20 protein-coding genes are annotated in these 24,322 nt (G+C 63.7%); 7 read left to right on the top strand and 13 right to left on the bottom strand.

Annotation, left to right across the window (positions count from 1 at the left end):
* Positions 1-17 precede the first annotated feature (17 nt).
* From AC1Q6Z_RS07290 to AC1Q6Z_RS07265, 6 genes are all read right to left on the bottom strand, one after another.
* Positions 18-872, bottom strand: coding sequence for a serine hydrolase (locus tag AC1Q6Z_RS07290; RefSeq protein ID WP_492647209.1), 855 nt, complete (start codon positions 870-872; stop codon positions 18-20).
* 13 nt (positions 873-885) lie between these two features.
* Positions 886-2,514: an ABC transporter ATP-binding protein gene (locus AC1Q6Z_RS07285; protein WP_439616749.1), complete on the bottom strand. Its 1,629-nt coding sequence runs from the start codon at positions 2,512-2,514 to the stop codon at positions 886-888.
* Positions 2,511-3,329, bottom strand: a complete 819-nt coding sequence (locus AC1Q6Z_RS07280; protein ID WP_256115943.1) for an ABC transporter permease — start codon at positions 3,327-3,329, stop codon at positions 2,511-2,513. The genes AC1Q6Z_RS07285 and AC1Q6Z_RS07280 overlap by 4 nt, the downstream gene beginning before the upstream one ends.
* Positions 3,326-4,270: an ABC transporter permease gene (locus AC1Q6Z_RS07275; protein WP_439628405.1), complete on the bottom strand. Its 945-nt coding sequence runs from the start codon at positions 4,268-4,270 to the stop codon at positions 3,326-3,328. Before AC1Q6Z_RS07275 ends, AC1Q6Z_RS07280 begins: the two co-directional genes overlap by 4 nt.
* A gap of 177 nt (positions 4,271-4,447) precedes the next feature.
* Entirely contained in the window at positions 4,448-5,353 is a 906-nt protein-coding gene (locus AC1Q6Z_RS07270) for a LysR family transcriptional regulator (protein WP_256115945.1), read from the bottom strand.
* 28 nt (positions 5,354-5,381) lie between these two features.
* The gene (locus AC1Q6Z_RS07265) at positions 5,382-6,290 is read right to left on the bottom strand and encodes a LysR family transcriptional regulator (protein ID WP_492647208.1); all 909 of its coding nucleotides are present in this window, start codon (positions 6,288-6,290) and stop codon (positions 5,382-5,384) included.
* A 109-nt stretch (positions 6,291-6,399) separates the two neighbouring features.
* Here AC1Q6Z_RS07265 and AC1Q6Z_RS07260 point away from each other — a divergent pair, with 109 nt between their 5' ends.
* From AC1Q6Z_RS07260 to AC1Q6Z_RS07250, 3 genes are all read left to right on the top strand, one after another.
* Positions 6,400-7,743, top strand: a complete 1,344-nt coding sequence (locus tag AC1Q6Z_RS07260; RefSeq protein WP_492647207.1) for an MmgE/PrpD family protein — start codon at positions 6,400-6,402, stop codon at positions 7,741-7,743.
* Between the two features lie 87 nt (positions 7,744-7,830).
* Positions 7,831-9,291, top strand: coding sequence for an ATPase domain-containing protein (locus tag AC1Q6Z_RS07255; RefSeq protein ID WP_492647206.1), 1,461 nt, complete (start codon positions 7,831-7,833; stop codon positions 9,289-9,291).
* 79 nt (positions 9,292-9,370) lie between these two features.
* Entirely contained in the window at positions 9,371-11,374 is a 2,004-nt protein-coding gene (locus AC1Q6Z_RS07250; protein ID WP_492647205.1) for an ATP-binding protein, read from the top strand.
* An 85-nt stretch (positions 11,375-11,459) separates the two neighbouring features.
* Here the strand turns inward: AC1Q6Z_RS07250 and AC1Q6Z_RS07245 are convergent, their stop codons facing one another.
* Both AC1Q6Z_RS07245 and AC1Q6Z_RS07240 read right to left on the bottom strand, forming a co-directional pair.
* Positions 11,460-13,004, bottom strand: a complete 1,545-nt coding sequence (locus AC1Q6Z_RS07245) for a SulP family inorganic anion transporter (RefSeq protein WP_492647204.1) — start codon at positions 13,002-13,004, stop codon at positions 11,460-11,462.
* Between the two features lie 135 nt (positions 13,005-13,139).
* Positions 13,140-14,174 carry an ornithine cyclodeaminase family protein gene (locus AC1Q6Z_RS07240; protein WP_492647203.1) on the bottom strand — a complete coding sequence of 345 codons (1,035 nt, stop codon included), beginning with the start codon at positions 14,172-14,174 and terminating at the stop codon, positions 13,140-13,142.
* Between the two features lie 382 nt (positions 14,175-14,556).
* Here AC1Q6Z_RS07240 and AC1Q6Z_RS07235 point away from each other — a divergent pair, with 382 nt between their 5' ends.
* On the top strand, positions 14,557-15,981 hold the full coding sequence (locus AC1Q6Z_RS07235; RefSeq protein WP_492647202.1) for an amidohydrolase: 1,425 nt from the start codon (positions 14,557-14,559) through the stop codon (positions 15,979-15,981).
* Positions 15,982-16,025: 44 nt separating this feature from the next.
* Here AC1Q6Z_RS07235 and AC1Q6Z_RS07230 read toward each other — a convergent pair whose 3' ends face one another.
* The 5 genes from AC1Q6Z_RS07230 to AC1Q6Z_RS07210 all read right to left on the bottom strand — a co-directional run bounded on the left by AC1Q6Z_RS07230 (position 16,026) and on the right by AC1Q6Z_RS07210 (position 21,700).
* Positions 16,026-16,904, bottom strand: a complete 879-nt coding sequence (locus AC1Q6Z_RS07230) for a Rossmann-like domain-containing protein (RefSeq protein ID WP_492647201.1) — start codon at positions 16,902-16,904, stop codon at positions 16,026-16,028.
* Between the two features lie 99 nt (positions 16,905-17,003).
* A complete protein-coding gene (locus tag AC1Q6Z_RS07225; protein WP_439628444.1) occupies positions 17,004-17,975 on the bottom strand; it encodes an ABC transporter permease in 972 nt (323 codons plus the stop codon).
* An 11-nt stretch (positions 17,976-17,986) separates the two neighbouring features.
* Positions 17,987-18,967: an ABC transporter permease gene (locus AC1Q6Z_RS07220; protein WP_492647200.1), complete on the bottom strand. Its 981-nt coding sequence runs from the start codon at positions 18,965-18,967 to the stop codon at positions 17,987-17,989.
* Positions 18,964-20,505 (bottom strand): sugar ABC transporter ATP-binding protein, encoded by a 1,542-nt coding sequence (locus AC1Q6Z_RS07215; RefSeq protein WP_492647199.1) that lies wholly within the window; start codon positions 20,503-20,505, stop codon positions 18,964-18,966. The genes AC1Q6Z_RS07220 and AC1Q6Z_RS07215 overlap by 4 nt, the downstream gene beginning before the upstream one ends.
* Positions 20,506-20,575: 70 nt before the next feature.
* On the bottom strand, positions 20,576-21,700 hold the full coding sequence (locus tag AC1Q6Z_RS07210; RefSeq protein WP_256115957.1) for a sugar ABC transporter substrate-binding protein: 1,125 nt from the start codon (positions 21,698-21,700) through the stop codon (positions 20,576-20,578).
* 318 nt (positions 21,701-22,018) lie between these two features.
* Here AC1Q6Z_RS07210 and AC1Q6Z_RS07205 point away from each other — a divergent pair, with 318 nt between their 5' ends.
* From AC1Q6Z_RS07205 to gntR, 3 genes are all read left to right on the top strand, one after another.
* Positions 22,019-22,930 (top strand): SMP-30/gluconolactonase/LRE family protein, encoded by a 912-nt coding sequence (locus AC1Q6Z_RS07205; RefSeq protein WP_492647198.1) that lies wholly within the window; start codon positions 22,019-22,021, stop codon positions 22,928-22,930.
* A 15-nt stretch (positions 22,931-22,945) separates the two neighbouring features.
* On the top strand, positions 22,946-23,155 hold the full coding sequence (locus AC1Q6Z_RS07200; RefSeq protein ID WP_439616735.1) for a tautomerase family protein: 210 nt from the start codon (positions 22,946-22,948) through the stop codon (positions 23,153-23,155).
* 104 nt (positions 23,156-23,259) lie between these two features.
* The gene (gntR, locus tag AC1Q6Z_RS07195; protein ID WP_492647197.1) at positions 23,260-24,315 is read left to right on the top strand and encodes an HTH-type transcriptional regulator GntR; all 1,056 of its coding nucleotides are present in this window, start codon (positions 23,260-23,262) and stop codon (positions 24,313-24,315) included.
* Positions 24,316-24,322 lie beyond the last annotated feature (7 nt).

Below are 24,322 nucleotides of genomic sequence, written 5' to 3'. Positions count from 1 at the left end.
CTCTTTTCTCTTGTTGATCATTGGGGCTGGAACTCGTCCCAGCAGGCGCGCGAGAGCCTGCCGATGGTTTCCAGCGATAGCGTGTAGCCCGGCGTGCCGTCGGGCATGGCCTGCGGCACTTCGTCGGTGAAGGCGCAGAGGATGTAGAAGGGGTTTGCGTCGCGGTAGACGATGCCGCAGTTCATGCGCCCACGCTTTCCCGTGCCGCCCTTGTGCGCCACGACTGCGCCGAACGGCAGCCTGGAGGGGATCGCGTAGCGCAGGATCTGGTTCTTCAGGGTTTGCAGCGCGTAGGCGCAGAGCGCCTGCGAACATCCCAACAGACGGGCAGTCTCCTGCGACGTCTGCGCATCGAGAATCGCCTGCAGCAGGAATGCCTGGTCGCGCGCCGTCGTGGTGGTGACGGAGGTCAGCGCGTGATCCGGCGAGAGCGCGAGCGGCGGAATGAGGAAGCGGTGATGCGTGCCGGCCATGCCGATCGCCTTGCAATAGCCATCAACCTCTTCCAGCGTCAGCCGCTCGAACACCATCTTGGTGCAGACATTGTCGCTCAGCACCATCATGCCGGTGATGGCGTCGCGCAGCGAAATGACGATGCCGGGCGTCAGGTAGCGGAACATGCCGCTCGCCACTTCCTCGGCATAGCGCGCCTCGTAGGTAATCTTCTCGTCGAGATCGAGCCGGCCCTCCTCGGCCGCCTTCAGCGCCGCCATCATGATCGACGTCTTGCGGGTGCTGGCGGACGGTGTCTCCTCGTCGGCGCCGCGCTCATAGGTCTCGCCAGTCAGGAGGTTGCGCGCGAGGAAGCGCGTCACGAAGGGCTGGGCGTCGCAAATGGCGGTGAGCCGGTCGGCCGCGCCTCCAGAATTCATCAGCCTGTCCACGTCAGTTCTCCAGGCGCCATTTGAGGGACACGCCGCCCCGCGCATTTTGGTCGAGGGCGGGAATGGCCGAGAGGAGACGGCGCGTATAGGCCTCCTTCGGGCTGTCGAAAATCGTGTCGCGGTCGCCCTCTTCGATGATGCGGCCGTCCTGCATCACGACGACGCGGTCGGCGACCTGCTCGACGACACCGAGATCGTGGCTGATGAACAGGCACGAGAAGCCGTAGCGTTTCTGCAGGTCGGAGAAGAGCGCGAGCACCTGCGCCCGCACCGTCACGTCGAGCGCGGAGACCGGCTCGTCGGCGATCAGGAAGCGCGGCCGGCGTGCGATGGCGCGGGCGATCGCTACGCGCTGGCGCTGGCCGCCGGAGAGTTCATGCGGGTAGCGGCTGGCATAATCGGCATTGAGGCCGACCTCCTCCAGCGTTTCCAGCGCACGTTTGCGTTTTGCAGCGGCATCGAGGCCCGGCACCAGTCGCAACGCCTCCTCGACCAGCGCGAGGATCGTCATGCGCGGATCGAGCGAGGAATAGGGATCCTGGAACACCATCTGGCAATTCAGCCGGTAATCCTGCCAGTCCTCGTCGCGCGAACGGCCCTGGAACTGGATCCGGCCGCCGCTTTCCTTCACCAGTCCGGCAATGGTGCGGCCAAGCGTGGTCTTGCCGGAGCCCGATCCGCCGACGAGCGCCACGACCTCGCCCTCATGGATATCGATGCTGACGCCATGCAGCGCCCGCTTGGCCGCGGCTTTCTTCAATAGCGACTTGCGGCCGGCATAATCGACAACGATGTCGCGGGCCGAGACCATCGGCGCCTTCGCCGTGTCGATAGACCGCGGTTCGCCCCGGAACGGCAGCGAGGAGAGAAGTTTTTTCGTATAGGGATGCTGCGGCGCCTCCAGCAGGTCTTCGGTACGCCCCTGCTCGACGATCGCGCCCTTTTCCATCACCACGATGCGGCTCGTGTAGCGCGCCACCATCGGCAGGTCGTGGCTGATCAGCAGGACGGCGGTGCCCTCGGCCCGCGTCAGTTCCACCATCAGTTCCATGACGTCGCGCTGGATGACCGCATCGAGCGCCGTGGTCGGCTCGTCCGCGATCAACAAAGCGGGCTTCAGCAGCATGACGGAGGCCAGCATGATGCGCTGGCGCATGCCGCCGGAAAACTCGTGCGGATAGGAGGCGAGCGCGCCTTCCGGATCGCGGATGCCGACCCGGCGCAGCATCTCCAGGATTCGCGCACGGCGTTCATCCGGCGACAGTTTCGTGTGGAGGATCAGGCCCTCTTCGAGCTGGCGGCCGATCGTCATGGACGGGTTGAGCGAGGTCATCGGCTCCTGGAAGACGACGCCGACCTCCGCACCGCGAAGGCGCCGCAGGTCCCTGTCCTTCATCGTCAGCACGTCGCGGCCCTTGTAGCGGACCGCGCCGCCGACGACCTTGATGGCCGGGGGCAGCAGCGAGATGATCGCGCGCGTCGCGAGCGTCTTGCCCGATCCGCTTTCGCCGACGATGCCGAAGATTTCGCCGGCGGCGATGTCGAACGAGATATCGTTGACCACCTTGTGGCCCGACCGGGCGACCTCCAGCGTGAGGCCGCGAACCGTCAGAAGCGTGTCCACCGTCATTTCAGACCTCTCATGCGCGGGTCGAGCCTGTCGCGAAGGGCATCGCCCAGAAGATTGATGCCGAGCAGCGTCAGTGCGATGCAGAGGCCGGGAAACAGGCCGAGCCAGACGGCTTGCTCGATGAACGGCCGGCCGGCGGCCAGCATGTTGCCCCAGGTGGGCGCCGGCGGCGGTACGCCGAGGCCGAGGAAGGAGAGCGCGCTTTCCGAGAGGATCGCCCAGCCGAACATCGAGGTCGCGAGCACCGTGATCGGCGCCAGGCAATTCGGCAGGATGTGGCGGAACATCGTGAAAAGCTCGCCATTGCCCATCACCCGCGAGGCCTCGACGAATTCGCGTTCGCGCAGCGACAGCACGGCGCCGCGCACCACGCGGGCCATGGAGGGCGTATAGGCGATGCCGAGCGCGAAAATGATGCCGTACTGGTTGGCGCCGAAGACGGCGAGCAGGCCGAGTGCCAGCAGGATGCCTGGAAAGGCCAGCAGCGCATTGTTGACCGCCATGATGACGCCATCCACCCAGCCGCGGGCATAACCGCTGACGAGGCCAATGAGCGTGCCGCAGATCGTCGCGAAACCGACGGTCAGCACCCCGATCCACACGCTGGCGCGGGCACCGATCATCAGGCGGCTGAGCACGTCGCGGCCGAATTCGTCGGTGCCGAGCAGGTGCGCGTCGCTCGGTGCGGCAAGCCTTGCCGTGAAGGACAGCTTCATCGGATCGAACGGCGTCCAGACGAGGCCAATGGCGGCGGTGATGAGCAGGATGGCGATCAGCGTGCCGCCGATGAGCCCGTTGAGAGAGACCTTTTTCATTCGGCAACAACCCGCGGATCAAAGAGGGGATACAGCAGGTCGACGACGAGGTTGACGAGCACGTAGGACAGCGACACGAACAGCAGGCAGCCCTGGATGACCGGGTAATCGCGGGCGAAGATGCTATCGACCATCAGCCGGCCGAGGCCCGGAATGGTGAACACCGTCTCGATGACGGCGATGCCGCCGAGGAGATTGCCAAGGATCAGGCCGATCATCGTCCAGGTCGGGCCGAAGGCGTTCTTGAACGCGTGCCGCCAGAGCACAGCACTTTCCGAAAGGCCCTTGGCACGGGCATGGGTAATGTAATCGAGGCGCAGCACTTCCAGCGTCGAGGCGCGCGCCATGCGGATCAGCACGCCCATTTCGTGAATGACGAGCGTCATCACCGGCAGCACGAGATAAAGCAGGCCGCCGACGACGTTGTCACCGATCGAGACATAACCGAGCACCGGCAGCCAGCCGAGTTTGAGGCCGAAGAACAGCAGCAGAAGAAGACCGAGCCAGAAGGTCGGGATCGACAGAAGCACGGTCGCGGTGCCTACCAGCGCCAGATCCGTCAAACTATTCTGGCGCCAGGCGGCGATCACGCCGGCCGGCACGGCGATGAGGCTCGCGAGCAGCACGGCGACCACAACGATCTCGGCACTGACGAGGAAACGCGAGACCACCAGCGGCAGCACCGCCTCGTCGTTGACGATCGACCGGCCGAAATCGCCATGCAGCACATTGCCGGCCCAGATCAGGAACTGCTGCGGCATCGACTTGTCGAGGCCGAGCTCGACGCGCATGGCCGCGATCTGGTCGGGCTGCGCCATATCGCCGAGCATGAGGGCGGCGGGATCACCGGGAATGAAGCGGATCAGCGCGAAGACCGTGATCGATACGAGCACGATCGTCGGAAGCGCCATCACGAGGCGATTGAGGATAAAACGTAACATGGGTTCCCCACGATTGGCGGCCGGACTTGCATCCGCCGCCATCGGTTTCGTTGCCTAAGACTATGAGGGAATGAGCAAAGACGCGCAATATTATGCGTTTTCGTCATATGTTTATGCAGACTTCGGAAGGAACGCCGACAGCGAAAACGCCGGCTCCTGACGGTCATGCGATTGATTTCACTCGCCTCTTTGGGAGAGCTGGATTTGTCTCTTCAAGGCATCGCTCAGCCCTTGCGCCGCGATGGACAGCGGCACGCCGTCCGCACGCGCCAGGCCGAATTCCTGCGTCGCCGTCGGTATGAAGGGGCGCTGCACGAGGTTCAGGTGCCGGTAGAGATTCGCATAGAAGCTGCTGATGATCGTGATGCCCAGCCCGTGCGCGACATAGGAGCAGGCCGAGCTGTTGGTATGGGTCTCGATCTTCACCATCTGCTTCACCCCTGCCCGCTTGAAGGCCTGGTCGAGCGCCATGCGGTTCGGCCTCTGCTTGCCGATCAGGATCAGCGGCACGTTCTTGAGGTGCTTGATGGTGATTTCATCAAGCTCGGCCAGCGGGTGGTCCTTCGGAAGGACGCAGACGCTCTGGCCGCTCGCCACCTTGTCGACCACGATGCCCGGCCCCGTCTCGCCCTCCATGCGCAGGAAACCGAGGTCGATGACCCGATCGCCGACCAGCTTGCTGATCAGCGTCGTCGTTTCGAAGAAGGTCTCGATGCGCACGCCCGGAAAATCGCGCACATAGTCGATCAGCATGGCGGGCGCAAAGTTCTCCCACATGCTGCTCGGCAGCGCGATGCGGACGATTTCCGGGCCGGACGCACCGCTGCGCAGGTCTTCGGCATGGCCGGACATGCGCTCGACGGCGAGCAGCACGTTTTCCGCATCACGCCCGAGCACCACCGCCTCCGGCGTCGGGATCAGCCGCCCCTTGTCGCGGGCAAAGAGTGTGATGGCGAGATCGCTTTCGAGCTGCTGCAGCATGCGGCTCACGCCCGACTGGCTGAGGCCCATGGCCTTGGCGGTCGCAATCGTCGAGCCGGTCGCAAGCAGCGTGCGCAGGACTTCGAGCAAGCGGATGTTCATGGCAACGGCACCTTCGGCTTATGCATGGTCAGGCCCCCCAGCCGGCAATGTTTTGCAGGAAAAGGCCGGCTGTCTTGGGCAGCGGGTATTTTTCGCCGCTGATCAGGCAATAGGTGACCGGCAGCTCCGGCTCAAGGTCGATGAAGCGCAGCGGCAGGTTGGCAAATTCCCGGGCGATCAGATCGCCGACCAGCGCGATGCCGAGCCCTTCCGCGGCCAGTGCGCAGGCGCTCGCCACCGAATGCGCTTCCAGAAGCGGCCGCTGCCGAAGGCCATGCTGGTAGAAAAGCGCCTCCAGCTGATGGCGGACGGGGCGTTCCCGGTTGAGCACGATCAGGTCCTGCCCCTTCAGATCCGCGATCGCCAGCGACGCGCGGCAGGCCAGCGGATGGTCGACATGGAGTGCGCAGACGACGCGTGACGGCAGGAGCCTTTCCTGCCGCAAGGCGGGGGTTGCAAACGGCAGGCGCGCGAACCCGATATCCGCTTCGCCATCGGCGACCATGCGCTCGATCGCCAGATAGCTTCCCGACGCGATCTCCACCCGCATCGGCCCATTGGCCGACAGGAAGGCGCGGATCATCTTCGGCACCGCTGTAAAGGACAGGCTGGCCGGAAAGGCGAGCCTCAGCAGCATGTCGCGCGAGCGGCCGCTTTCCAGCTCGATCGCCGCGGTCTTCAGCGCGCGCAGCCGGTCTGAAATGGCGCGGATCTCCGGCCCCAGCTGCAAGCCTTCGCGCGTCGGCGACAGGCGGTTCTTGTCGCGGTCGAACAGGCGCACGCCGAGATAGTCTTCGAGCTGCTGGAGCAGGCGGCTGGCATTGGACTGCGAAATGCCGATCTCGGCGGCAGCCGCAATCGTCGAGCCGGTCGCGGCAATGGCGTCATAGGCTTCGATATGCTTCAGGCCGATCGCCGCGTTCTCCGCTTTCGCCATGAACACCCCATTCCTCGATAGACCTACCGCAAAACCGCATAAGATTGTGGCTTGCCGAAAAGTCGAACACTTTCGCCCGCGAACCAAGCCTAGCGAGAGACATTCGTCAATGACCAGCATACTTCCCGAAATCGCGCGCCGCCTTTCCCTGCGAACCACATTTTCCGAGACCGCGATGGAGCGTGCCCGCGATGCCGTCATCGACACGCTCGGCTGCATGATTGCCGGCGCCCACGATCCGGCCGTGCAGGCCGTCGTCGATGCTTTTCGTGACAAACTGTCCAGCGGCGGCGATTGCTGGCTGGTCACCGGCGGCGCGGCGCCCTCCTCGCTTGCCGCCCTGGTGAATGGAACGGCGGCGCATGCGCTGGACTTCGACGACAACTTCCACCCCGCCCGGGCGCATGCCTCCGCCGTCCTCGTCCCGGCCCTTCTTGCCGTAGCCAGCGCGGGCCGCACCAGCGGTCGGCACTTTCTGGAAGCCTACCTGACCGGTCTGGAAGCGCAGGCGGCCGTCGGCTTCGGCGTCAACCCCTCGCATTACAACAGAGGTTGGCATGGCACATCGACCGTCGGCACGATCGGCGCCGCGGCAGGTGTCGCCCGCCTGCTGGGCGCCGGCATCGAGCAGACGGCCCAGGCGATGAGCCTTGCGACCTCGATGGCCTGCGGCCCCAAGGGCCAATTCGGCACCCCGGCAAAACCGCTTCACGCCGGCATCGCCGCGCGCAACGCCGTCGAGGCCGCCCGCCTTGCGTTTGCCGGCAGCGCCGGCCGGCTCGATATTCTGGAGAGGCCGCAAGGTTTTCTCGATCTCTTCGGCGGCGACGAACCGCGAGGCTGGGCAGATTGGCATCCGGAGGACGCGCATGTCATCGAAACACGCGGCCTCGTCACCAAACGCCACCCTTGCTGCGCCTCGACCCATCGGGCAATCGACGCCCTTCTCGACCTCAAGCGCGAGTACAATCTGACAGCGGCGGACATCGCGCGCATCGAAACGAAGGTTGGACTCTCCGCCGTACGCAACCTTGTTTATCGCGAACCGGAGAACGGCATGCAGGCCCGGTTCTCGATGCACTATTGTCTGGCGACGGCCTTGGTGCATGACGGGCTCAGCCTGAAGGATTTCGAACCGTCCGCCCTGCATCGCCCGCAGATCCAGGTGCTCATGGACCGGATCGAAATGATTTCCTATACGGCGGAAGAAGAGCGCGGTCACGAACGCCTGCCCCACCTTGTCGCCGTGACCTTGAAAAATGGAACCGTCCTGCGCCACGTGCGCCTGCATGCCAAGGGCTCGCGCGAGGATGCGCTGGACGCGGATCAAAGGCGGCGAAAGTTTGCCGACTGCCTGCAATGGGGCGGGCATCGTACGGACGACGGCCTTTATGATCGGCTTCTTGCGCTTCCAAGCCTGTCGTCGATAAACGAGGCACTCCCAGCAATGTAACCAAAATTGGACATTCGCCCCGCCTCGCCGCTGTTGCCATGTGACGGGCCGGCTCTATGTATCGCCCGACGCGATAGAGGAAGATGCATGGGCGAAACCACACAGACAAAGGCACTTACGGGCGTTGAAGGTCTTGATGATATCCTGGCCGGCGGTCTGACGCGCCGTCACGTTTTTCTTCTCGAAGGGTCGCCCGGCACGGGCAAGACGACGATTGCGCTGCAATTTCTGCAGGAGGGTGCCGCGCGTGGAGAGACGTGTCTCTACATCACGCTGTCCGAGACTGAAGAGGAACTGCGCGACAGCGCGGCGTCGCACGGCATGGTCATCGCGGATGCGATCAAGATTTTCGAGCTCGTGCCACCGGAAAGCCTGCTGGACGAAGACCAGCGCCAAAGCCTGCTCTACTCCTCGGATCTGGAGCTTGGCGAAACGACAAAGATGATTTTCGAGGCTTTCGAGACCCTGCAACCGAACCGGGTGGTGCTCGACAGCCTCTCCGAAATCAGGCTTCTGGCACAAAGTTCGCTGCGCTATCGCCGGCAGATCCTGGCCCTGAAACACTTCTTCTCGAAGACTGGTGCCACCGTCCTGCTGCTCGACGACATGACCGCGGATAACCTCGACAAGACTGTCCATAGCATCGTGCATGGCGTAATCCATCTGGAGCAGCTCGCACCCAACTACGGCTCTGAAAGACGTCGCTTGCGGGTGACGAAATACCGTGGGCAGGCCTTTCGCGGCGGATACCATGATTTCGTCATCAAGACTGGCGGCGTGGCCGTTTTCCCGCGGCTGCGCGCGGTAGAACATCGGGCGAGCTTCGAGCGCGATACGCTGAAAAGCGGCATTGTTCAGTTCGACCAGTTGCTTGGCGGCGGCATTCAGCGCGGATCGAGCACGCTCCTCATCGGCCCGGCAGGCACGGGCAAGAGCCTCTTTACACTGCAATTCGTCAAGGCTGCCGTGCAACGGGGAGAAAAGGCGGCAATCTTCATCTTCGACGAAGAGCTGGGACTGCTGTTCTCCCGCACGAAGGCCATGAACCTTGATCTGGAACAATACCAGCGGGATGGGCTGATCCATATCGAGCAGCTCGATGCCGCAGAGCTGTCGCCCGGGGAATTCACCCAACGCGTCCGCGACCGCGTCGCGAGTTTTGACGCGAAGACGGTCGTCATCGACAGCGTCAACGGCTACCAGGCATCAATGCCGGAAGAAAATGCGCTCATTCTCCACATGCACGAGCTGCTGCAATACCTCAATCGCCAGGGCACCAACACGTTCGTCACGGTCGCCCAACACGGCCTCGTCGGGGACATGAAATCGCCGGTGGATGTGACCTATCTTGCCGACACCGTTATTCTTTTGCGCTATTTCGAAGCGCTTGGAAAAGTCAGGCGCGCGGTCTCGGTTATCAAGAAGCGCACCGGCTGGCACGAAGATACCATCCGTGAATTCCGCATCGGCAATACCGGACTGGTGTTGGGCGAACCGCTTTCCGGCTTCCAGGGGGTTTTGCGCGGCGTGCCGACCTTCGTCGGCTAAAGACAGCCGTTGCTGACATCCGCAAAAGAGGGCCAGGACGATTCCCAGTAGACACGCCTTCGCCCTTATCCACGCCCCGATGGGACGCGATGCCCAGATCGCCGCCTCGCTCCTGGTCGAAGCCGGAATCCCGTCGAAGACGGCTGGCGATCTCCAAACCTTCATCGACGCGCTCAATGAAGACACCGCCTTCGTGATTATCACCGAAGAGGCGCTTCGCTCATCCGACCTTCGGCAGATTTCAAGCTGGATAGAGACGCAGCCAAGCTGGTCTGACCTCCCCTTCATCATCCTCACGCATCGCGGCGGGGGGCCGGAGCGCAACCCTGCCGCCGCAAGGGTTTTGGAGACGTTGGGCAATGTGAGTTTCATCGAACGGCCGTTCCACGCCACGACATTCGTGAGCGTCGCGCGCTCGGCGCTGCGCGGTCGCCGGCGGCAATATGAGGCCCGGCTGCGCATCGAAGCCCTGGACGAAGGGGAAAGACGGCTTCAGACGGCCCTGGAAGCGGGCCGGCTGGGTGCCTGGGAGCTCGACCTCGCCACCTCCGCCTTGACGACGTCGCCGACCTGCCGCGCCGTCTTCGGGCGCGATCCGGAGGAGACGTTCAGCTATGCGCAACTCCTCGCCGGCATTCACCCGGACGACCTGGAGCGAATGAAAGCCGCGGTAAAGGCGACCATCGAGACGGGAGCGGATTACGCGATCGAATATCGCACGATCTGGCCGGATGGCTCCGCGCATTGGGCGGAAATCAGGGCGCAGCTCTACCGGGATCGAAGCGGCAAAGCCGTAAAAATGGTCGGCGTGTCCTCTGATATCACCGCCCGGATGCGATCGGAGGAACACCAGCGCCAGCTTAACGAAGTGCTCGAGGAGCGGGTGGCGGAGCGCACGGCCGAGCTGCACGAAGCCCATGCGGTCGTGATGGCCGAAGTGGCACAGCGCGAACATGCCGAAGAACAGCTCCGGCAGGCCCAGAAGATGGAGGCGATCGGCCAGCTGACAGGCGGCGTCGCGCACGACTTCAACAATCTGCTTATGGCCGTGCTGGCCAATCTGGAATTGCTGCGAAAACACGCCGGCGACAATCCGAATGCCATCAGGCTGATCGACGGCGCTCTCCAGGGCGCCAGGCGTGGCGCATCCTTGACACAGCGGCTTCTCGCCTTCGCCCGGCGCCAGGACCTCCACATCGGTTCGGTCGATCTTGCCGGACTGGTGCGGGAAATGGCCGACCTGATGAAGCGCTCCGTGGGCACCAGCGTCGTCATCGAAACCGCCATCCCCGACGACCTGGATCCGGTGCTCGCCGATTCCAACCAGTTGGAATTGGCGCTGCTCAACCTCGTCGTCAATGCGCGCGATGCCATGCCGGACGGCGGCACCATCCGCATCGGCCTGACCGAGCAAGAGCTGGCGCTCCGGGAAGACGAGCTTGCACCCGGGCGCTACGGGGTTCTTTCGGTGACCGATCAGGGCCATGGCATGGATGAGGAAACCTTGCAGAAGGCAATCGAGCCCTTCTTCTCGACGAAGGAACTCGGCAAGGGCACGGGGCTGGGATTGTCGATGATACACGGCTTGGCGCTACAGCTGAAAGGCCGGTTGCGGCTCATCAGTGCGCCAGGAAAAGGCACGACCGCCGAACTCTGGGTTCCCGTCTCGAAACAGGCGCCCGCCCAGCCCAGCGAACCGGCACCCTCCCCGCAAGGCCGCAACTCCGGCCCCAAGCGCATCCTGCTGGTTGACGACGACTTCCTGATCGCGATGAGTTCGGTCGACATGCTGGCCGACCTCGGCCATGAGGTCGTGGAAGCGCATTCGGGCAGGGACGCGCTCGAACGTCTCAAGCAGGACGGCCCTATCGACCTCCTGATAACGGACTATTCCATGCCGGAAATGAACGGCGGCGAACTCGCAAAGGCCGCCCGCGCCCTGTTCCCGGACCTGCCCATCCTGATCGCGTCGGGATATTCCGAGCTGCCAGCCGAACTCGGCTTCGAAGTCGCCCGCCTTGGAAAACCCTACACGCAGCAGCAGCTCGCGCTGGAAATCTCCAAGGTCCTCGATACCGCATAGGACAATGCCGAAGCGGCGCGAGCGTGCCCGGATGGGGCAGGCTCGCGCCGCTCGCAGGCGTGTTCGGGGCGCCGGTTATGTCAGGTCATTCGCCGGCAGGCTTGGCCACCGTTGCCACGCTCTCGTCGCGCTGGTTGAGATATTGCTTGAGCGCGAAGATGCCGGCGATCATGCAGTAGCCGTAGACCAGCGGCATGGCCTGGGCCTGCGCGATGCCGACCGTCGGGGCATGGATCACGCCCAGGAAGGTCAGCACGGCGCCGACCAGGGCCGCAAGCACGCCGGCCATCGGGCGGTCGGTGATGGCGAAGATCGCGATGCAGCCCCAGGTCATGCTGCTGAGCGGCGCGCCATTGCCGAGGTTCGAAAGCCCCTGATAATAGACGCCTTTGTGCGCAAGCGCCTCAACGCCGACCGTCTTGGCATTGCTGCCGGCCGCCGACAGCGTGTTGTTCAGAAGTGTCAACGCCCAGTTCGCGATCCACGGGAACATGGTGATGAAGATCACCGGCACTTCGTTCTTGGGCGATTCGCGAACCACCTGGTTGCAGGTCACCACGCCGATATAGACGAGGATCGGCAGCACCGCGACCATCGGGATGACCGCCAGCAGGAAGGCGCCAAGCCCGAACAGCGTGATCAGGAACATGCTGATGCCGGTGAACAGCGTATAACCGGTGCTGGCGCCGATGGATTTCCAGCCGGCATGGCCGATATAGACCGTCACCGGGAACGGATTGCCGAACATGGCGCCGATCGTCGAGGACAGGCCGTTCGCCAGCATGACCTGGCGGGTCGGATAAGGATCGCCGGCGGCATGCGCGCTCTCGATGTTCTCAAGGTCGAACACATAGTTGGCGAGGCCCAGCGGCACGGCCGAGGCAAGATAGGGCAGCGCATGTGGCAGGCCCTGGAGGAAGCTGCCGACATGCAGCGTCGGCGGGTTGAAGCCGAAGGTGCCGAGCGATTCCGCCACCGCCGCCGGGTTTTGCAGCCCGAAGGCCCAGGCCAGCACCGTGCCGGTTGCAAGCAGCAGGAAGCCGGTCGGCACCTTCGGCAGGAGCGGCTTCTTGCCGAACCAGTTGAGGAAGATCAGCACGAGGACGACGAAAGCGATGGTCGGCGTCTCGAAGGATTGCAGCATCGGGTTCATCGCCAGCAACAGCAGGCCCAGCCCCGCAAGGCACGACAGCAGCACGGTGCGGGGAATGATCTGCCGGATCTTTTCGCCGAAGAAGGACCCGCCGGCGAGGATCATCGCCTCGACGACGCACCAGACCAGGGCAATCTGCAGGGCGAATTCAGCGTCCTTGGTCTGCAGGTAGACCGGCAGGATGACGAGGAACGTCACCGTGAAGATCGACGGCGAACTCGGCCCCGAAGGCAGCGCCGTGACATCCGTGCGTCCGGTCGACTTCACCAGCCGATAGGCGAAATAGGTGTACCAGAGGCTGGCGGCGAGAATTGCCAGGCCGAAGGCCGGCGCGATCCTTCCGTAGACCATGTCCTTGGGAAAACCGACGACGAAGACCAGAAGCGCGATCATTGTCAGAAGATTGGTCAGGTTGTTGGCAAGAAGGCCGAAGTAGCCGCCCCAGTCTCCCTTGCGCCAAATGAAGTTTCTATCCATTTCTCTCCTCCCCATATGCGCAGGAATCCGGCAGCCATGCGGACATGGCCACGCAAACCCGTTCGCGCGGTGAATACGGCCGGTGCTCCCCCCAGAGCGCAGGCCAATGCCGATTTTTAGTGTCGCCTCCGGGCCTCAGCCGGCGAGGTCTATTTCCATGCCGACGCCTTTTTCGCGCGCCCTTGCGATAAGAAGCGCGCCGATCGCCAGGTCCTGGACGGCGAGGCCGACAGAGTTGAACAGGGTGATCTCCTCAGCCGAGGTTCGGCCCGAAGCAGCGCCTGTGATGACGTCACCGATCTCGGTGGACGCCTGTTCCTTGGTGATCGCGCCCTCGGCGATCGCCATCAGCAGGTCGCCCGAATCGTGCATCGCCATGGGCAGGCTGTCGAGGAAGACCCGCGCCCGCGCCATGCCGGCGGAATCGATCTCGCGATGGTCCGGCCGCGGCGGCGCGCCGACCGCGTTGATGTGCTGGCCCGGCTTGAACCAGGCCCCCTCCACATGGGCCTCGCGCGATGGTGTCAGCGTGCAGACAATATCGGACTGCGCAAACACCTCCTGCGGCGACGCGGCGGCCTCCAGCACGAGATTGGGGAAATCCTTGCCGACCCGTTCGATGAAACCGGCAACGGTGGCCGCCGATCGCGACCACACCACCACGCGCTCGATGGCGCGGACCTGACAGATGGCGCGCACATGCTCGACAGCAAGGGCGCCTGCACCGATCAGGCCGAGCACGCGGCTATCGCGGCGCGACAGATGCCGCGTGGCGACGGCACTCGCCGCCGCCGTCCGGATACGGGTCGGGATCTGGCCGTGAAAGATCGCCACCGGTGCGCCTGTCTCCTGCGACACCAGCAGCGCCACGGAACGCTGCATCGGCAGGCTGCGCGCCGTATTGTCGGGAATATCGGCCAGCAGCTTGACGACGGCGAGACCCTGCCGGTCGGCAAGCGCGGGCATGGCCAGGAAGGCGCCCGTGCCGGAAGGAAGCTTCATCGCGGTCGCCGCGGGCTGCGCGGCCGTGCCGTTGGACATATCGGCATGCGCGGCTTCCACCACTTCGATCACCTCGGCCATGGTCACCAATCCTTCGATTTCGGACCGGGATAACACGAGGGTCGTGCGTGGAGTGAGGTGACGGTCGGCTCTGATATCGACATCCATCGGCGTTCTCGCTGGCTTCTAGTTATGTTGGGAATTCGGCTCGTCCAGAAGGATTTTCCATCCTCCGGGAATTTCAGGCTACGACGTTTGTATGCAATGTCAAGAAATTTTGCTTACAAAAATTTATCACAAAGCACGCTGCCATCATGGAAGGCGTTGATGCCTTACGGCTTGCGTTGCGACTGTAATCGCTGCTTCGCCAAACAACGCGATGCAAGCGCTTTCGACGTCGAATGGGCGATGACTTTCTTGGAAGAAACGCTTGAGTTTGCCAGAATCAGCTTTTTTATAACGCACAAAAACGCTTGACGTTTTCAAAAATTGAATACGATATGTTGATATTATTGCGTACAATATGGCGCATCTCATGGAGGGGGATAAAATGGATCGTTCACAATTCGGACTGTCGCGACGCGGCTTCATGGGAGGCGTTGGTGCGGGAAGTCTGGCGCTGGGGGTTGGTCTGGCGGGAAGCGCCGGTGCCGCGGAAACGGTGTCGGCGATTGATGTCAGCGTCGTTACGACCCCGGTCATCGACGTGGCGACGCTGCCGGACGCCTATTATCTGCTCAACGTGCGTCTTGAGACCGGCTTCGTTGAAGAAAGGAAGCCGTGGCTCGATGCGGCGGTCATCACGCATACCAGCACTGAGCTGAAGACGCTGCACATCACCGGCGGCAAGATTGCCGGGATTCTCGACGCGAAGGCGGCGGTTCCGCCGGGTGCCGCGGCTTATGACGCGCAGGGCCAGCTGATGCTGCCGACCTTCCGCGACATGCACACCCATATCGACAAAACCTTTTACGGTGGCCCATGGGAGGCGACGATCCCGACGCAGAACTTTCGGGTGGATCGTGTCGCGCAGGAGCGTGAGCTACTGCTAAAACTCCTGCCGACGGCCGAGGAGCGCACGGCCGCGATCATCCGCCTGATGCATTCGCGCGGCACCACGATATGCCGCACCCATTGCAACGTCGATCCGGTCAGCAAGCTGGCGAACCTTGAGCATCTCAAGACCTCGCTTGCGCGGTTCAAGGATACGCTCGCCTCGGAGATCGCTATCTTCCCGCAGCATGGCCTCCTGGTTTCCGACAGCGTCGGCCTGATGCGCGAGGCGCTGCAATCGGGTGGCGTCAGCTATGTCGGCGGCGTCGATCCCGCCTCCTTCGACAACGACATGGAAAAGTCGGTCGACACGACGGTTCAGCTCGCGATCGATTTCAACGTCGGCATCGACATCCATGTGCACGATCCGCGCGACACCGCCATTCCCACGTTCAACCGCATCATGGATCACATGGAGGAGAACAAGCAGTTGCAGGGCAACGTGACGTTCAGCCATGCCTATTCGCTGGCCGAGTTCTCCAAGCCGGAACTAAAGGATTTCGCCGCCCGCATGAAGGCCCTGGGTGTCACCTTCGCCACCGCGGTTCCGCTCGGCCGCTACGCCATGCCGATCCGCGACCTGCACGAGGCCGGCGTCGACGTCATCTGCGGCACCGACAGCGTGATCGACTGGTGGGATTCCTTCGGCAATTGCGACATGTTGCAGAAGGCGAACGAAATCGCCCGGATCGATTATTCCAGCATCGAATATGAGATCAACCGCACGCTGGGCTATGCGACCGGCTTCGTCACGCCGCTCAACGACAAGGGCGAGCAGGTGTGGCCGCAGACCGGCGACGACGCGAGCTTCAACCTCGTGCCCGCCAGCTGCTCGGCCGAGGCGGTCGCGCGCCTGCCCAACCGGAATGCCGTCTTCCACAAGGGCAAGCTCGCCTACGGCGCCATCCCCAAAGCCGGCTAACCTTGGCTCGGGCCGGTCTTGCGCCGGCTGTTGGAATCGGCCCTTCAAATCGGTTCGGTTTGAAGGGCCCCTCCGGGCATTTGATCGAGGCGATGGGTCGGCCTGCGCAGCGTGATCTTGACCGCCGATTTGCCGAAGAAATGATAACCCGAGCCGCCCTCTGCGATGACGGCGAGAAAGGCGTCGGGATCGGTGACCTTGATGCCGCCGAGAATGTGGCAGCCGCGCTCGAAGAAGGCGTCGGGGATCATCGTGACGGTCGGGCCGACGACGACGATGCGGGCCGATGGCTTCGCCAAGGCTATCAGTGAACCCAGCGTGTCGTTCGCCAGCGTCGTGCCGGTGATGATCAGCACGTCCGCCTCGGGAACCACTTCCGGCGCCCGTTCAGCCTCCTTGAAATAGGGCATTTCGTGTGGCTTGAGGGTGGAAGGGTCTTTCTCCAGCACCCAGTGCCGGGCGCCGATCTTCCGCAGCTCGCGCAGGAACGGCACGAAGGCGCCGACCACGACAACGGCTTCGTCCGCTGCTACTTCCGCGCCCGCAAAAGCGTCCAGTCCCTCAACGATCTCAAAACCCTGCGGCGTGCGGTTCTCATTGACGATCTGCGCCAGCGCATTGAGCGTGGCGATGCCGACGCTGCGCCTTATACCGACCTGTTCGACGGCCTCGTCGAGGAGGTCTGCGGCGCGACGGCCGCGCAGCTTGCCGGGAAACGGCATCGCCATCGCGGAACTGGGGCAACAGACGGCCTCCGGCATGTCCTTGACCGGCGTGGCACAGGCCCCCGCATGCCCCGTCGACAGCTTCACGCCGGTGAAGAACAGCCCGATGGCGACACGGTCGATGGTAATGTCGTCGAGCGCGGGACCGAGGCTGGCACGCACGATCTCGACCGTTCTCCTGAGGATGGCATTCGCCATGCTGGCCTCCTGCATCGGACGGCCGCAAGTGAAGTCTGCCGTCGTCGTTATATCTCTGTATAACCAACGCAGTCGGATAGGAACAGGGTGCAAAGCAGCTCAGCGGCTCGCCGGCGCACGGCCGTAGAGCAGCAGCATCAGGACGATCACCAGGCCGTAGATGATCTGGCGCCCCGCCTCCGGCATCTGCATGACGGAGAGGATCGATTGCAGCAGCGTGATGAGGATGACGCCGGCGACGGTGCCGAGATAGGTGCCTCGGCCGCCGAGGATCGAGGTTCCGCCCAAGACAACCGCGGCAATGGCCGGCAGCAGATAGGCGTCGCCCATGGATTGCGCGGCTTTGGAGGCATAGCCGGCGAGCAGCACGCCGCCGAAGGCCGAAAGGCCGCCCGAAACGGCGAAGGCGATCATGACGATGCGCCGGGTGTTGATGCCGGAGAGATAGGCCGCGCGCTCGCGGTTGCCGATGCCGTAGACGGCGCGGCCAAAACCGGTGCGGCCGAGCACGAAGACCATGGCCCCGCCGATCAGCGCCCAGATGAAGACGACGTTCGGGATGCCGGGGACGAGCCCGCCGGTGGCGAGATAGCGCATGGCCGCCGTGGCGGAATCCTGCGGCGAGAAGCCGCCGGTATAGACCACCATCACGCCCTGCGCGACGGCATTGGTGGCGAGCGTCACGATCATCGACGGGATGCGCAGATAGGCGACCCCGATGCCGTTGACGACGCCGATGGCGACGCCGCAGAGAATGCCGAACGGGATGGCGAGCGCCACGCCGAAGGGACCGTAGGCGGCAGCCGCGCAGGCCATCATCGCGCCCGTCGCCACGGCCCAGGGCACGGAAAGGTCGATCTGCCCGAGCAGGATGACGAGCATCATGCCCGTGGCGATGACGCCGAGGAAGGACGCCACCTTCAACTGCTGCAGGAGATAATCCGGCGACAGGAAGTTGCGGGAATAGAGGCTGCCCAGCACAAGAAGCAGGATGATGCAGCCAAAGGCCGTCAGGACCGCCGGATCGAAGCGGTGGATGAAGCCCGGCTTGCGCCCCGTTGCACGCGTCATTGCCGTCTCGCTCACAGGAACCACTCCAACCGATTGCGCACCCTAAACAGCGCGAAAGCCCCGAGGCTGACGGCCGCAAGCAGGATGAGGCCCTGGAACAGCGGCTGCCAGAGTGGATCGAGATCGAACACGAACAGCAGGTCGCCGATCGTGCGGAACGCCAGCGCGCCGAAGACCGCGCCGATCGCGCTGCCCTTGCCGCCGAACAGCGACACGCCGCCCAGCACCACGGCCGCAATCGAAAACAGCGTATAGGCGTTGCCGCTCGCATAGGCCGCGTCGCCGGTATAGGTGAAGAAGGTGAGGAACAGCCCGCCGATGGCGGCCACGAAGCCCGCAAGCGTATAGGCGAGGAACTTGCCGCGCCGGATCGGCATGCCGGACATGTAGGCCGCGGTTTCGGAAGAGCCGGCGGCATAGGCGGCGCGGCCATAGATCGACCGGCTGAACGGCACCCACACCAGCATGACCACCGCCGCAAGCGCGACGAGGCTTGCCGGAACGCTGCCGAAAATCCGCCCCGTCAGGGCGTCTGCGAGGTCTTCGTTGACGGACCCGCCGGGGAACGGCCGCAGCAGCAGCGCAATGCCGAAATAGACGGCGCCCGTCGCGATCGTCGCCACGATGGGCTGGAGCCGGCCGTAGATGACGATGGCGCCGTTGATCGCCCCGCAAAGCGCGCCGACGGCCAGCACGACGACCACGCCGAAGGCCGTCTCCAGCGGCGTGCCGACCACCAGCCAGGATGCCAGGCAATTGGTGAGCAGGAAGATCATGCCGATCGACAGGTCGATGCCGGCGGTGATGACCACCAGCGTCTGCGCCATGGCGATGAAGGCGAGAAGCACGCCCTTGTTGGCCGCGGTCTGGACGACATTGGCCGTAAAACCCGCCGGGTGGTTCGCCGTATAGATCACGAACATCACCACGAAAATCGTGAGCGCCGTCAGCGCGCCGCGTTGCTCGGCGAGCCGGTATTGCCAGTCCTTCATGAAGCGGCTCCCTCGTGCATGCTCTCGACGGAGCGGATGTTGAGCGCGCTGGCGATCAGGGCATGTTCGGTTATTTCCGTCCCCACCAGCTCCCGTTTCACCGCCCCGTCATAGAGGACGAGGACCCGGTCGCAGCAGCCGATGAGTTCGGCATAGTCGGTCGAATAGAACAGGATCGCCGCGCCCTCGTCCGCCAGCCGGCGCAGGAGCTGGTAGATCTCCTGCTTGGTCCCCACATCGATGCCGCGCGTCGGATCGTTGAGCAGGATGATGCGCGGCTGGCGCATCAGCCATTTCGCGATGACGACCTTCTGCTGGTTGCCGCCGGAAAGCGCGCCGACCGGCGCATCGATGCTGCCGGCCTTGATGGCGAGCAGCGTCATCATGCGATCGATGAAATCCTGCTCCTTCGCGCTGTCGATGATGCCGCCGCGGGTCAAACGGTCGAGGGAGGCGAAGGAGAGGTTGTCGCGCACCGTCATCGGCAGCATCAGCCCCTCGGTCTTGCGGTCCTCGGGGATAAGCGCCATGCCGATGCCCTGTGCGCGGGCCTGCGCCGGGCTGCCGATGCCGACGGGCTCGCCGTCCACATGCACCGTGCCGCGCAGCCCGCGCAGCACGCCGAACAGCGCCAGCAGCAGGTCGCGCTGCCCCTGCCCGTCCAGCCCGCCGAGGCCGAGGATTTCGCCGGCGTGCAGGGAAAAGGAAATGTCCTGGAGACGGTCCGTCCAGGAAAGATTGCGCGCTTCCAGAACCGGCACCGCCTGCGTGGGACGCTCCGGCTTTGGTGGATAGACGCTGTGATATTCGCGGCCGATCATCATCTCGATGACCTCCTCGTCGCTCTTGGAGCCTGCCGGATAGCTCGCGACCTTGCTGCCGTTGCGAAACACCGTGCAGTCGTCGGCCAGTTCGGCGATCTCGTTCATGCGGTGCGAGATATAGAGCAGCGCCAGCCCTTCCGCGCGCAGGCGCTTCAGCACCGCGAAGACCTTCGACACGTCGGCCGCCGTCAGCGCCGAGGTCGCCTCGTCTAGGATGAGGATGCGCGGCTTGCGCGCCAGCGCCTTGGCGATCTCCACCATCTGCCGGCGCGACAGCGGCAGGTCCTTGACCAGCGCGAGCGGATGGATGTCGGCAGCACCCGCGCGCGCCAGCGCTTCTTCCGCCAGGCGTCGCTGCGCCTTGCGGTCGATCATGCCGAACCGCGTCGGCGGATTGGAGATGATGATATTGTCGGCGACGCTGAGTTCGGGGATCAGCGACAGCTCCTGGAAGACGCAGACGATGCCGGCATCATTCGCGGCTGCCGGCGAGGCGAAATCCACCGCCCGGCCGTCAAGCATCATCTGCCCCTCGTCCGGCGCCACCACGCCCGCCATGATCTTGATCAGCGTCGATTTTCCCGCGCCGTTCTCGCCCAGGATGGCATGGATCGCCCCTGCCCTTACCGACAGGTCGGCCTTTTCAAGCGCTCGGACGCCGCCATAGCGTTTCGATATGCCTTCCATGCGAAAGAGCGGTGCGGCACTTTCCATTACTCTCCCCGAAAACCGTTTTGCCGAAGGGGGCATCGCGCGATTGCGCGATGCCCGATCTTGCCAAGGCCTACTGGTTTTCCTTGCTCTGCCCCATGATCTCCTGCGCGGTGAAATTGATGCCGCAGCTGGGGAAGGCATTGCCGACGAAGAAGTTGTCGGATTCCGCCGGGAAATAGTCCTGGCCGTCCTTGAAGTCCGGGTCGGATGTGATGGCCAGCGGCAGCTTGACCTCCTGCGGCACGACCTGGCCTTCAAGTGCGGCGATCGCGGTCTTGATCGCAACCGCGACCTGGGCCGGACCGGAGCCCGCAGAAGTGCATTTCAGCCCTTCGGCAGCAAACTTGGCGCAGAACTTGCGGAAACCATTCTCCGTTTCGCCGCCAAAAGGCACGAAGGGATGTTTGGCATCGATCATCGCCTGCACGATGCCGGTATCGCCGCCCTGGCCGGTAATGCCATCGAACGGGCCGCTGGTCGCAATGGCATCCGCCGTCACCTTCTGGGCCACGCCGTCGTCCCACTTGCCCATGACCTCGGTGACGTCGAAGGTCTTGCCCGATGCCTTGAGCTTTTCATGGATGCCCTCGTGCCGGTCGGTATCGACCGACGTGCCGGCGACGCCGCGCACCTCCAGCACCTTGCCGCCTTCCGGAAGATGCTTGACCAGCCAGTCACCCCAGAGTTCGCCGAGACCCTTCTGGTCGACATTGACGTTGATGGCGTCCTCGGTGTCCAGGATATTGTCGAAGGCGACCAGCACGACGCCCGCTTCCTTCGCCCGCTTGATGACAGGCGCGAAGGCGGTCGGGTTCTGGGCGTTGACGACGATGGCGTCATAGCCGGAATCGATGAAGTTGTTGATCGCCGAGATCTGGGCGGGCACATCCTCACCCGTAGAGACGACCTTGAACTCCTTCAGCTTGGCCGCGACATCGGATTGCGCGGCATAGGCCTTGGCGGTCTGCACCATCTGGATGCGCCAGGTGTTGGCGATGTAGCCGTTCGCCAAGGCTATGCGATAAGGCCCATCCTTCTTCGGAAATTTGAGAAATTTGGTCTCCGCGGACCAGGGTGCAAAACACTCCGGCTCGGCGGACGGTCCCGTAACGATCTCGGGCTCGGCATAGGCCGCAGATCCGAGCATCAGGAATGCAGTAGCGGCAACGATGCCGCCAGCGAGTGACTTCACCATCGACATTTCCTCCCTTTTGGCGCGCGCCTTTTTCGGCCGTCGGTCCGAAGGCGGAAACAGCACGAATAGCACCGGCATCGGCACGCTGGATGCCCGGCTCAACCCTTGACGAAGCGTCCTGGTTCTCCTCCCGAAAACGCCGCTGTCCTTCATTTGGTTAGCGCTACCATGATAAATTGTAAAGGAATTTTTGTGGGTCGAAAAGCGTGACGTATCGGCCATTATCAGTGAATATTCGCATTCAAATAGCGTACACGCAAAAAAGCTATTCACTTCCCATATGATAGCGCTATCATAAATTCATGAGGGGGAAATACCATGTCTGACGATTTCGAAATTCTGGACCGGCGCTTCGCCCGTCTGGTCAATCACAGCGCCCGGGTGGAGCAGCTGCACACCGGATGCCGCTGGGCCGAAGGCCCGGCCTACTTCGCCGCCGGGCGCTACGTCGTCTGGTCGGACATCCCCAACGACCGCATGCTGCGCTATGACGAGACCGACGGCCATGTCAGCGTCTTCCGCCAGCCGTCGAACTTCTCCAATGGCAACACCACGGACCGGCAGGGTCGGCTTTTGACCTGCGAGCACGGCGGGCGGCGGGTGAGCCGCACGGAGCACGATGGCAGCGTCACCACGATCGCCGAACGCTGGAACGGCAAGCGGCTGAACTCGCCCAACGACGTGGTCGTGCGCTCGGACGGCTCCATCTGGTTCACCGATCCCGCCTACGGCATCGAGACCGACTATGAAGGACACAAGGCCGAGAGCGAGATCGGCGCCTGCCATGTCTACCGCGTCGATCCGGCGACCGGCGAGATCGCCGCGGTCATCACCGACATGGTGCGGCCGAACGGCCTCGCCTTCTCGCTCGACGAAAAACAGCTCTATGTCGTCGATACCGGCCGTACGCACGGCCCGGAAAACCCCGCGCATATGCGCGTCTTCGATGTCGATGCCGCAGGTAAAATTTCGGGCGGGCGCGTCTTTGCCGATTGCACCGTCGGCCTGTTCGACGGCTTCCGGCTGGATGACGAAGGCCGGATCTGGACCAGCGCCCGTGACGGCATCCATTGCTATGATCCCGACGGTACGCTGATCGGCAAGGTGCGGGTTCCCGAGATCACGGCCAACTGCGTCTTCGGCGGACCCAAGCGCAACATCCTCTACATCTGCGCGACCAGTTCGCTCTATGCGGTGCGGCTTATGGTCAACGGTGCAAAACTCTATTGAGGCGGGAGGCTCGCAATGCCATTTGTGCGCATCACCATCGTGCGCGAGACCCTCGCGGATGATCCTTCAGGCAAGAAAGCTGCGATCAGCAGCAAGGTCGCGGCAGCGATTGCCGAGGCAACCGGGCTTCCCGAGCGCGAGATCTCCATCGTCTTCGATGAGGTCGATGCCAGGAACTGGTATGTCGGCAGCACGGATGTCGAGACCTTGCGTTTCCGAAGTTAGAGCCGTCAATGCGCAGTGTATTTTTGTTCAGAATGGCGCAGAAACAAAGAGATAGAGCACTCTGCTAATCCTGTTTCACCGGGAGTGCTCTGGCAGGAGCCGACGTGGCAGACGACATCATCTCCAAGGACCGGGGCCGCAGGGCAAGCCGGCGCGGCAGTGGCCGGCCGACCATCGCCGACGTCGCCAAGCTCGCCGGCGTCGCCGCGATCACGGTGTCGCGCGCGCTGCGCGATCCCTCGCTCGTCTCTGCCGAACTGCGCGCCCAGATCGACACGGCGGTCGTCCAGCTCGGCTATGCGCCCGATCCCAATGCCCGCGCGCTCGCCTCCTCGCGCGCCGACGTGATCGGCGTCCTCGTGCCGTCGCTGACGAATATCGTCTTCGCAGACACGGTGCGCGGCATCTATGACGAGCTCGGCGAAAGCCCCCTGCAGATCCAGATGGGCAACACCCACTATTCCCCCCGGGAAGAGGAACGCCTAGTGCGCATGTTCCTCAGCCAACGGCCATCGGCGCTGATCGTGTCGGGCATCGACCAGACGCAGACCACGCGAAAACTGCTCGAAACCGCCGGCTGCCCGGTCGTGCAGATCATGGAACATGGCGAGGATCCGGTCGACATGCTGATCGGCTTTTCCCACTTCGAGGGCGGCAAGATGGCGACCAACCATCTGCTGGAAGCGGGCTATCGCCGCATCGGCTTCATCGGCGCCCGCATGGACCCGCGCTCGCAGCGCCGCCTCGCCGGCTATCGCTGGGCGCTGGAGGAGGCACAGCTCTTCGACCCCAGGCTGGTCACCACGACGCTGACCCCGTCGAGCGTATCCCTGGGCGGGCAGTTGCTGGCGGATGCGCTGGCGAACGCCCATGACCTCGACGCCGTCTTCTGCAACAATGACGACCTGGCGATGGGCGTGCTGTTCGAATGCCAGCGGGCGGCGATCGCCGTGCCGCACCGCATGGGCATCTGCGGCTTCAACGACCTCGACATGATGCGCGTCGCCTATCCGCCGCTGACCAGCGTGCGCACGCCCCGCTACGAGATCGGCCGGCGCTCCGTGCAGATGGTGCTCGACCGCCTGGCGAACCGCCCGGTTTCCCCGTCGATCATCGACCTCGGCTTCGAACTCCAGGTGCGTGAAAGCACGATGCGGTAGAACAGTT

The sequence above is a fragment of the Shinella sp. GW835-FHT14H05 genome, from assembly GCF_058793575.1.
Note: the sequence above shows the minus strand (reverse complement) of the source record. Positions and strands in the feature narration are given on the sequence as shown.

Bases quoted from the DNA above. Each gene is read 5' to 3' on its own strand.
- AC1Q6Z_RS07290 (WP_492647209.1), bottom strand. From the start codon at position 872: ATGAATTCTGGAGGCGCGGCCGACCGGCTCACCGCCATTTGCGACGCC.
- AC1Q6Z_RS07285 (WP_439616749.1), bottom strand. From the start codon at position 2,514: ATGACGGTGGACACGCTTCTGACGGTTCGCGGCCTCACGCTGGAGGTC.
- AC1Q6Z_RS07280 (WP_256115943.1), bottom strand. From the start codon at position 3,329: ATGAAAAAGGTCTCTCTCAACGGGCTCATCGGCGGCACGCTGATCGCC.
- AC1Q6Z_RS07275 (WP_439628405.1), bottom strand. From the start codon at position 4,270: ATGTTACGTTTTATCCTCAATCGCCTCGTGATGGCGCTTCCGACGATC.
- AC1Q6Z_RS07270 (WP_256115945.1), bottom strand. From the start codon at position 5,353: ATGAACATCCGCTTGCTCGAAGTCCTGCGCACGCTGCTTGCGACCGGC.
- AC1Q6Z_RS07265 (WP_492647208.1), bottom strand. From the start codon at position 6,290: ATGGCGAAAGCGGAGAACGCGGCGATCGGCCTGAAGCATATCGAAGCC.
- AC1Q6Z_RS07260 (WP_492647207.1), top strand. From the start codon at position 6,400: ATGACCAGCATACTTCCCGAAATCGCGCGCCGCCTTTCCCTGCGAACC.
- AC1Q6Z_RS07255 (WP_492647206.1), top strand. From the start codon at position 7,831: ATGGGCGAAACCACACAGACAAAGGCACTTACGGGCGTTGAAGGTCTT.
- AC1Q6Z_RS07250 (WP_492647205.1), top strand. From the start codon at position 9,371: ATGGGACGCGATGCCCAGATCGCCGCCTCGCTCCTGGTCGAAGCCGGA.
- AC1Q6Z_RS07245 (WP_492647204.1), bottom strand. From the start codon at position 13,004: ATGGATAGAAACTTCATTTGGCGCAAGGGAGACTGGGGCGGCTACTTC.
- AC1Q6Z_RS07240 (WP_492647203.1), bottom strand. From the start codon at position 14,174: ATGGATGTCGATATCAGAGCCGACCGTCACCTCACTCCACGCACGACC.
- AC1Q6Z_RS07235 (WP_492647202.1), top strand. From the start codon at position 14,557: ATGGATCGTTCACAATTCGGACTGTCGCGACGCGGCTTCATGGGAGGC.
- AC1Q6Z_RS07230 (WP_492647201.1), bottom strand. From the start codon at position 16,904: ATGGCGAATGCCATCCTCAGGAGAACGGTCGAGATCGTGCGTGCCAGC.
- AC1Q6Z_RS07225 (WP_439628444.1), bottom strand. From the start codon at position 17,975: ATGACGCGTGCAACGGGGCGCAAGCCGGGCTTCATCCACCGCTTCGAT.
- AC1Q6Z_RS07220 (WP_492647200.1), bottom strand. From the start codon at position 18,967: ATGAAGGACTGGCAATACCGGCTCGCCGAGCAACGCGGCGCGCTGACG.
- AC1Q6Z_RS07215 (WP_492647199.1), bottom strand. From the start codon at position 20,505: ATGGAAAGTGCCGCACCGCTCTTTCGCATGGAAGGCATATCGAAACGC.
- AC1Q6Z_RS07210 (WP_256115957.1), bottom strand. From the start codon at position 21,700: ATGGTGAAGTCACTCGCTGGCGGCATCGTTGCCGCTACTGCATTCCTG.
- AC1Q6Z_RS07205 (WP_492647198.1), top strand. From the start codon at position 22,019: ATGTCTGACGATTTCGAAATTCTGGACCGGCGCTTCGCCCGTCTGGTC.
- AC1Q6Z_RS07200 (WP_439616735.1), top strand. From the start codon at position 22,946: ATGCCATTTGTGCGCATCACCATCGTGCGCGAGACCCTCGCGGATGAT.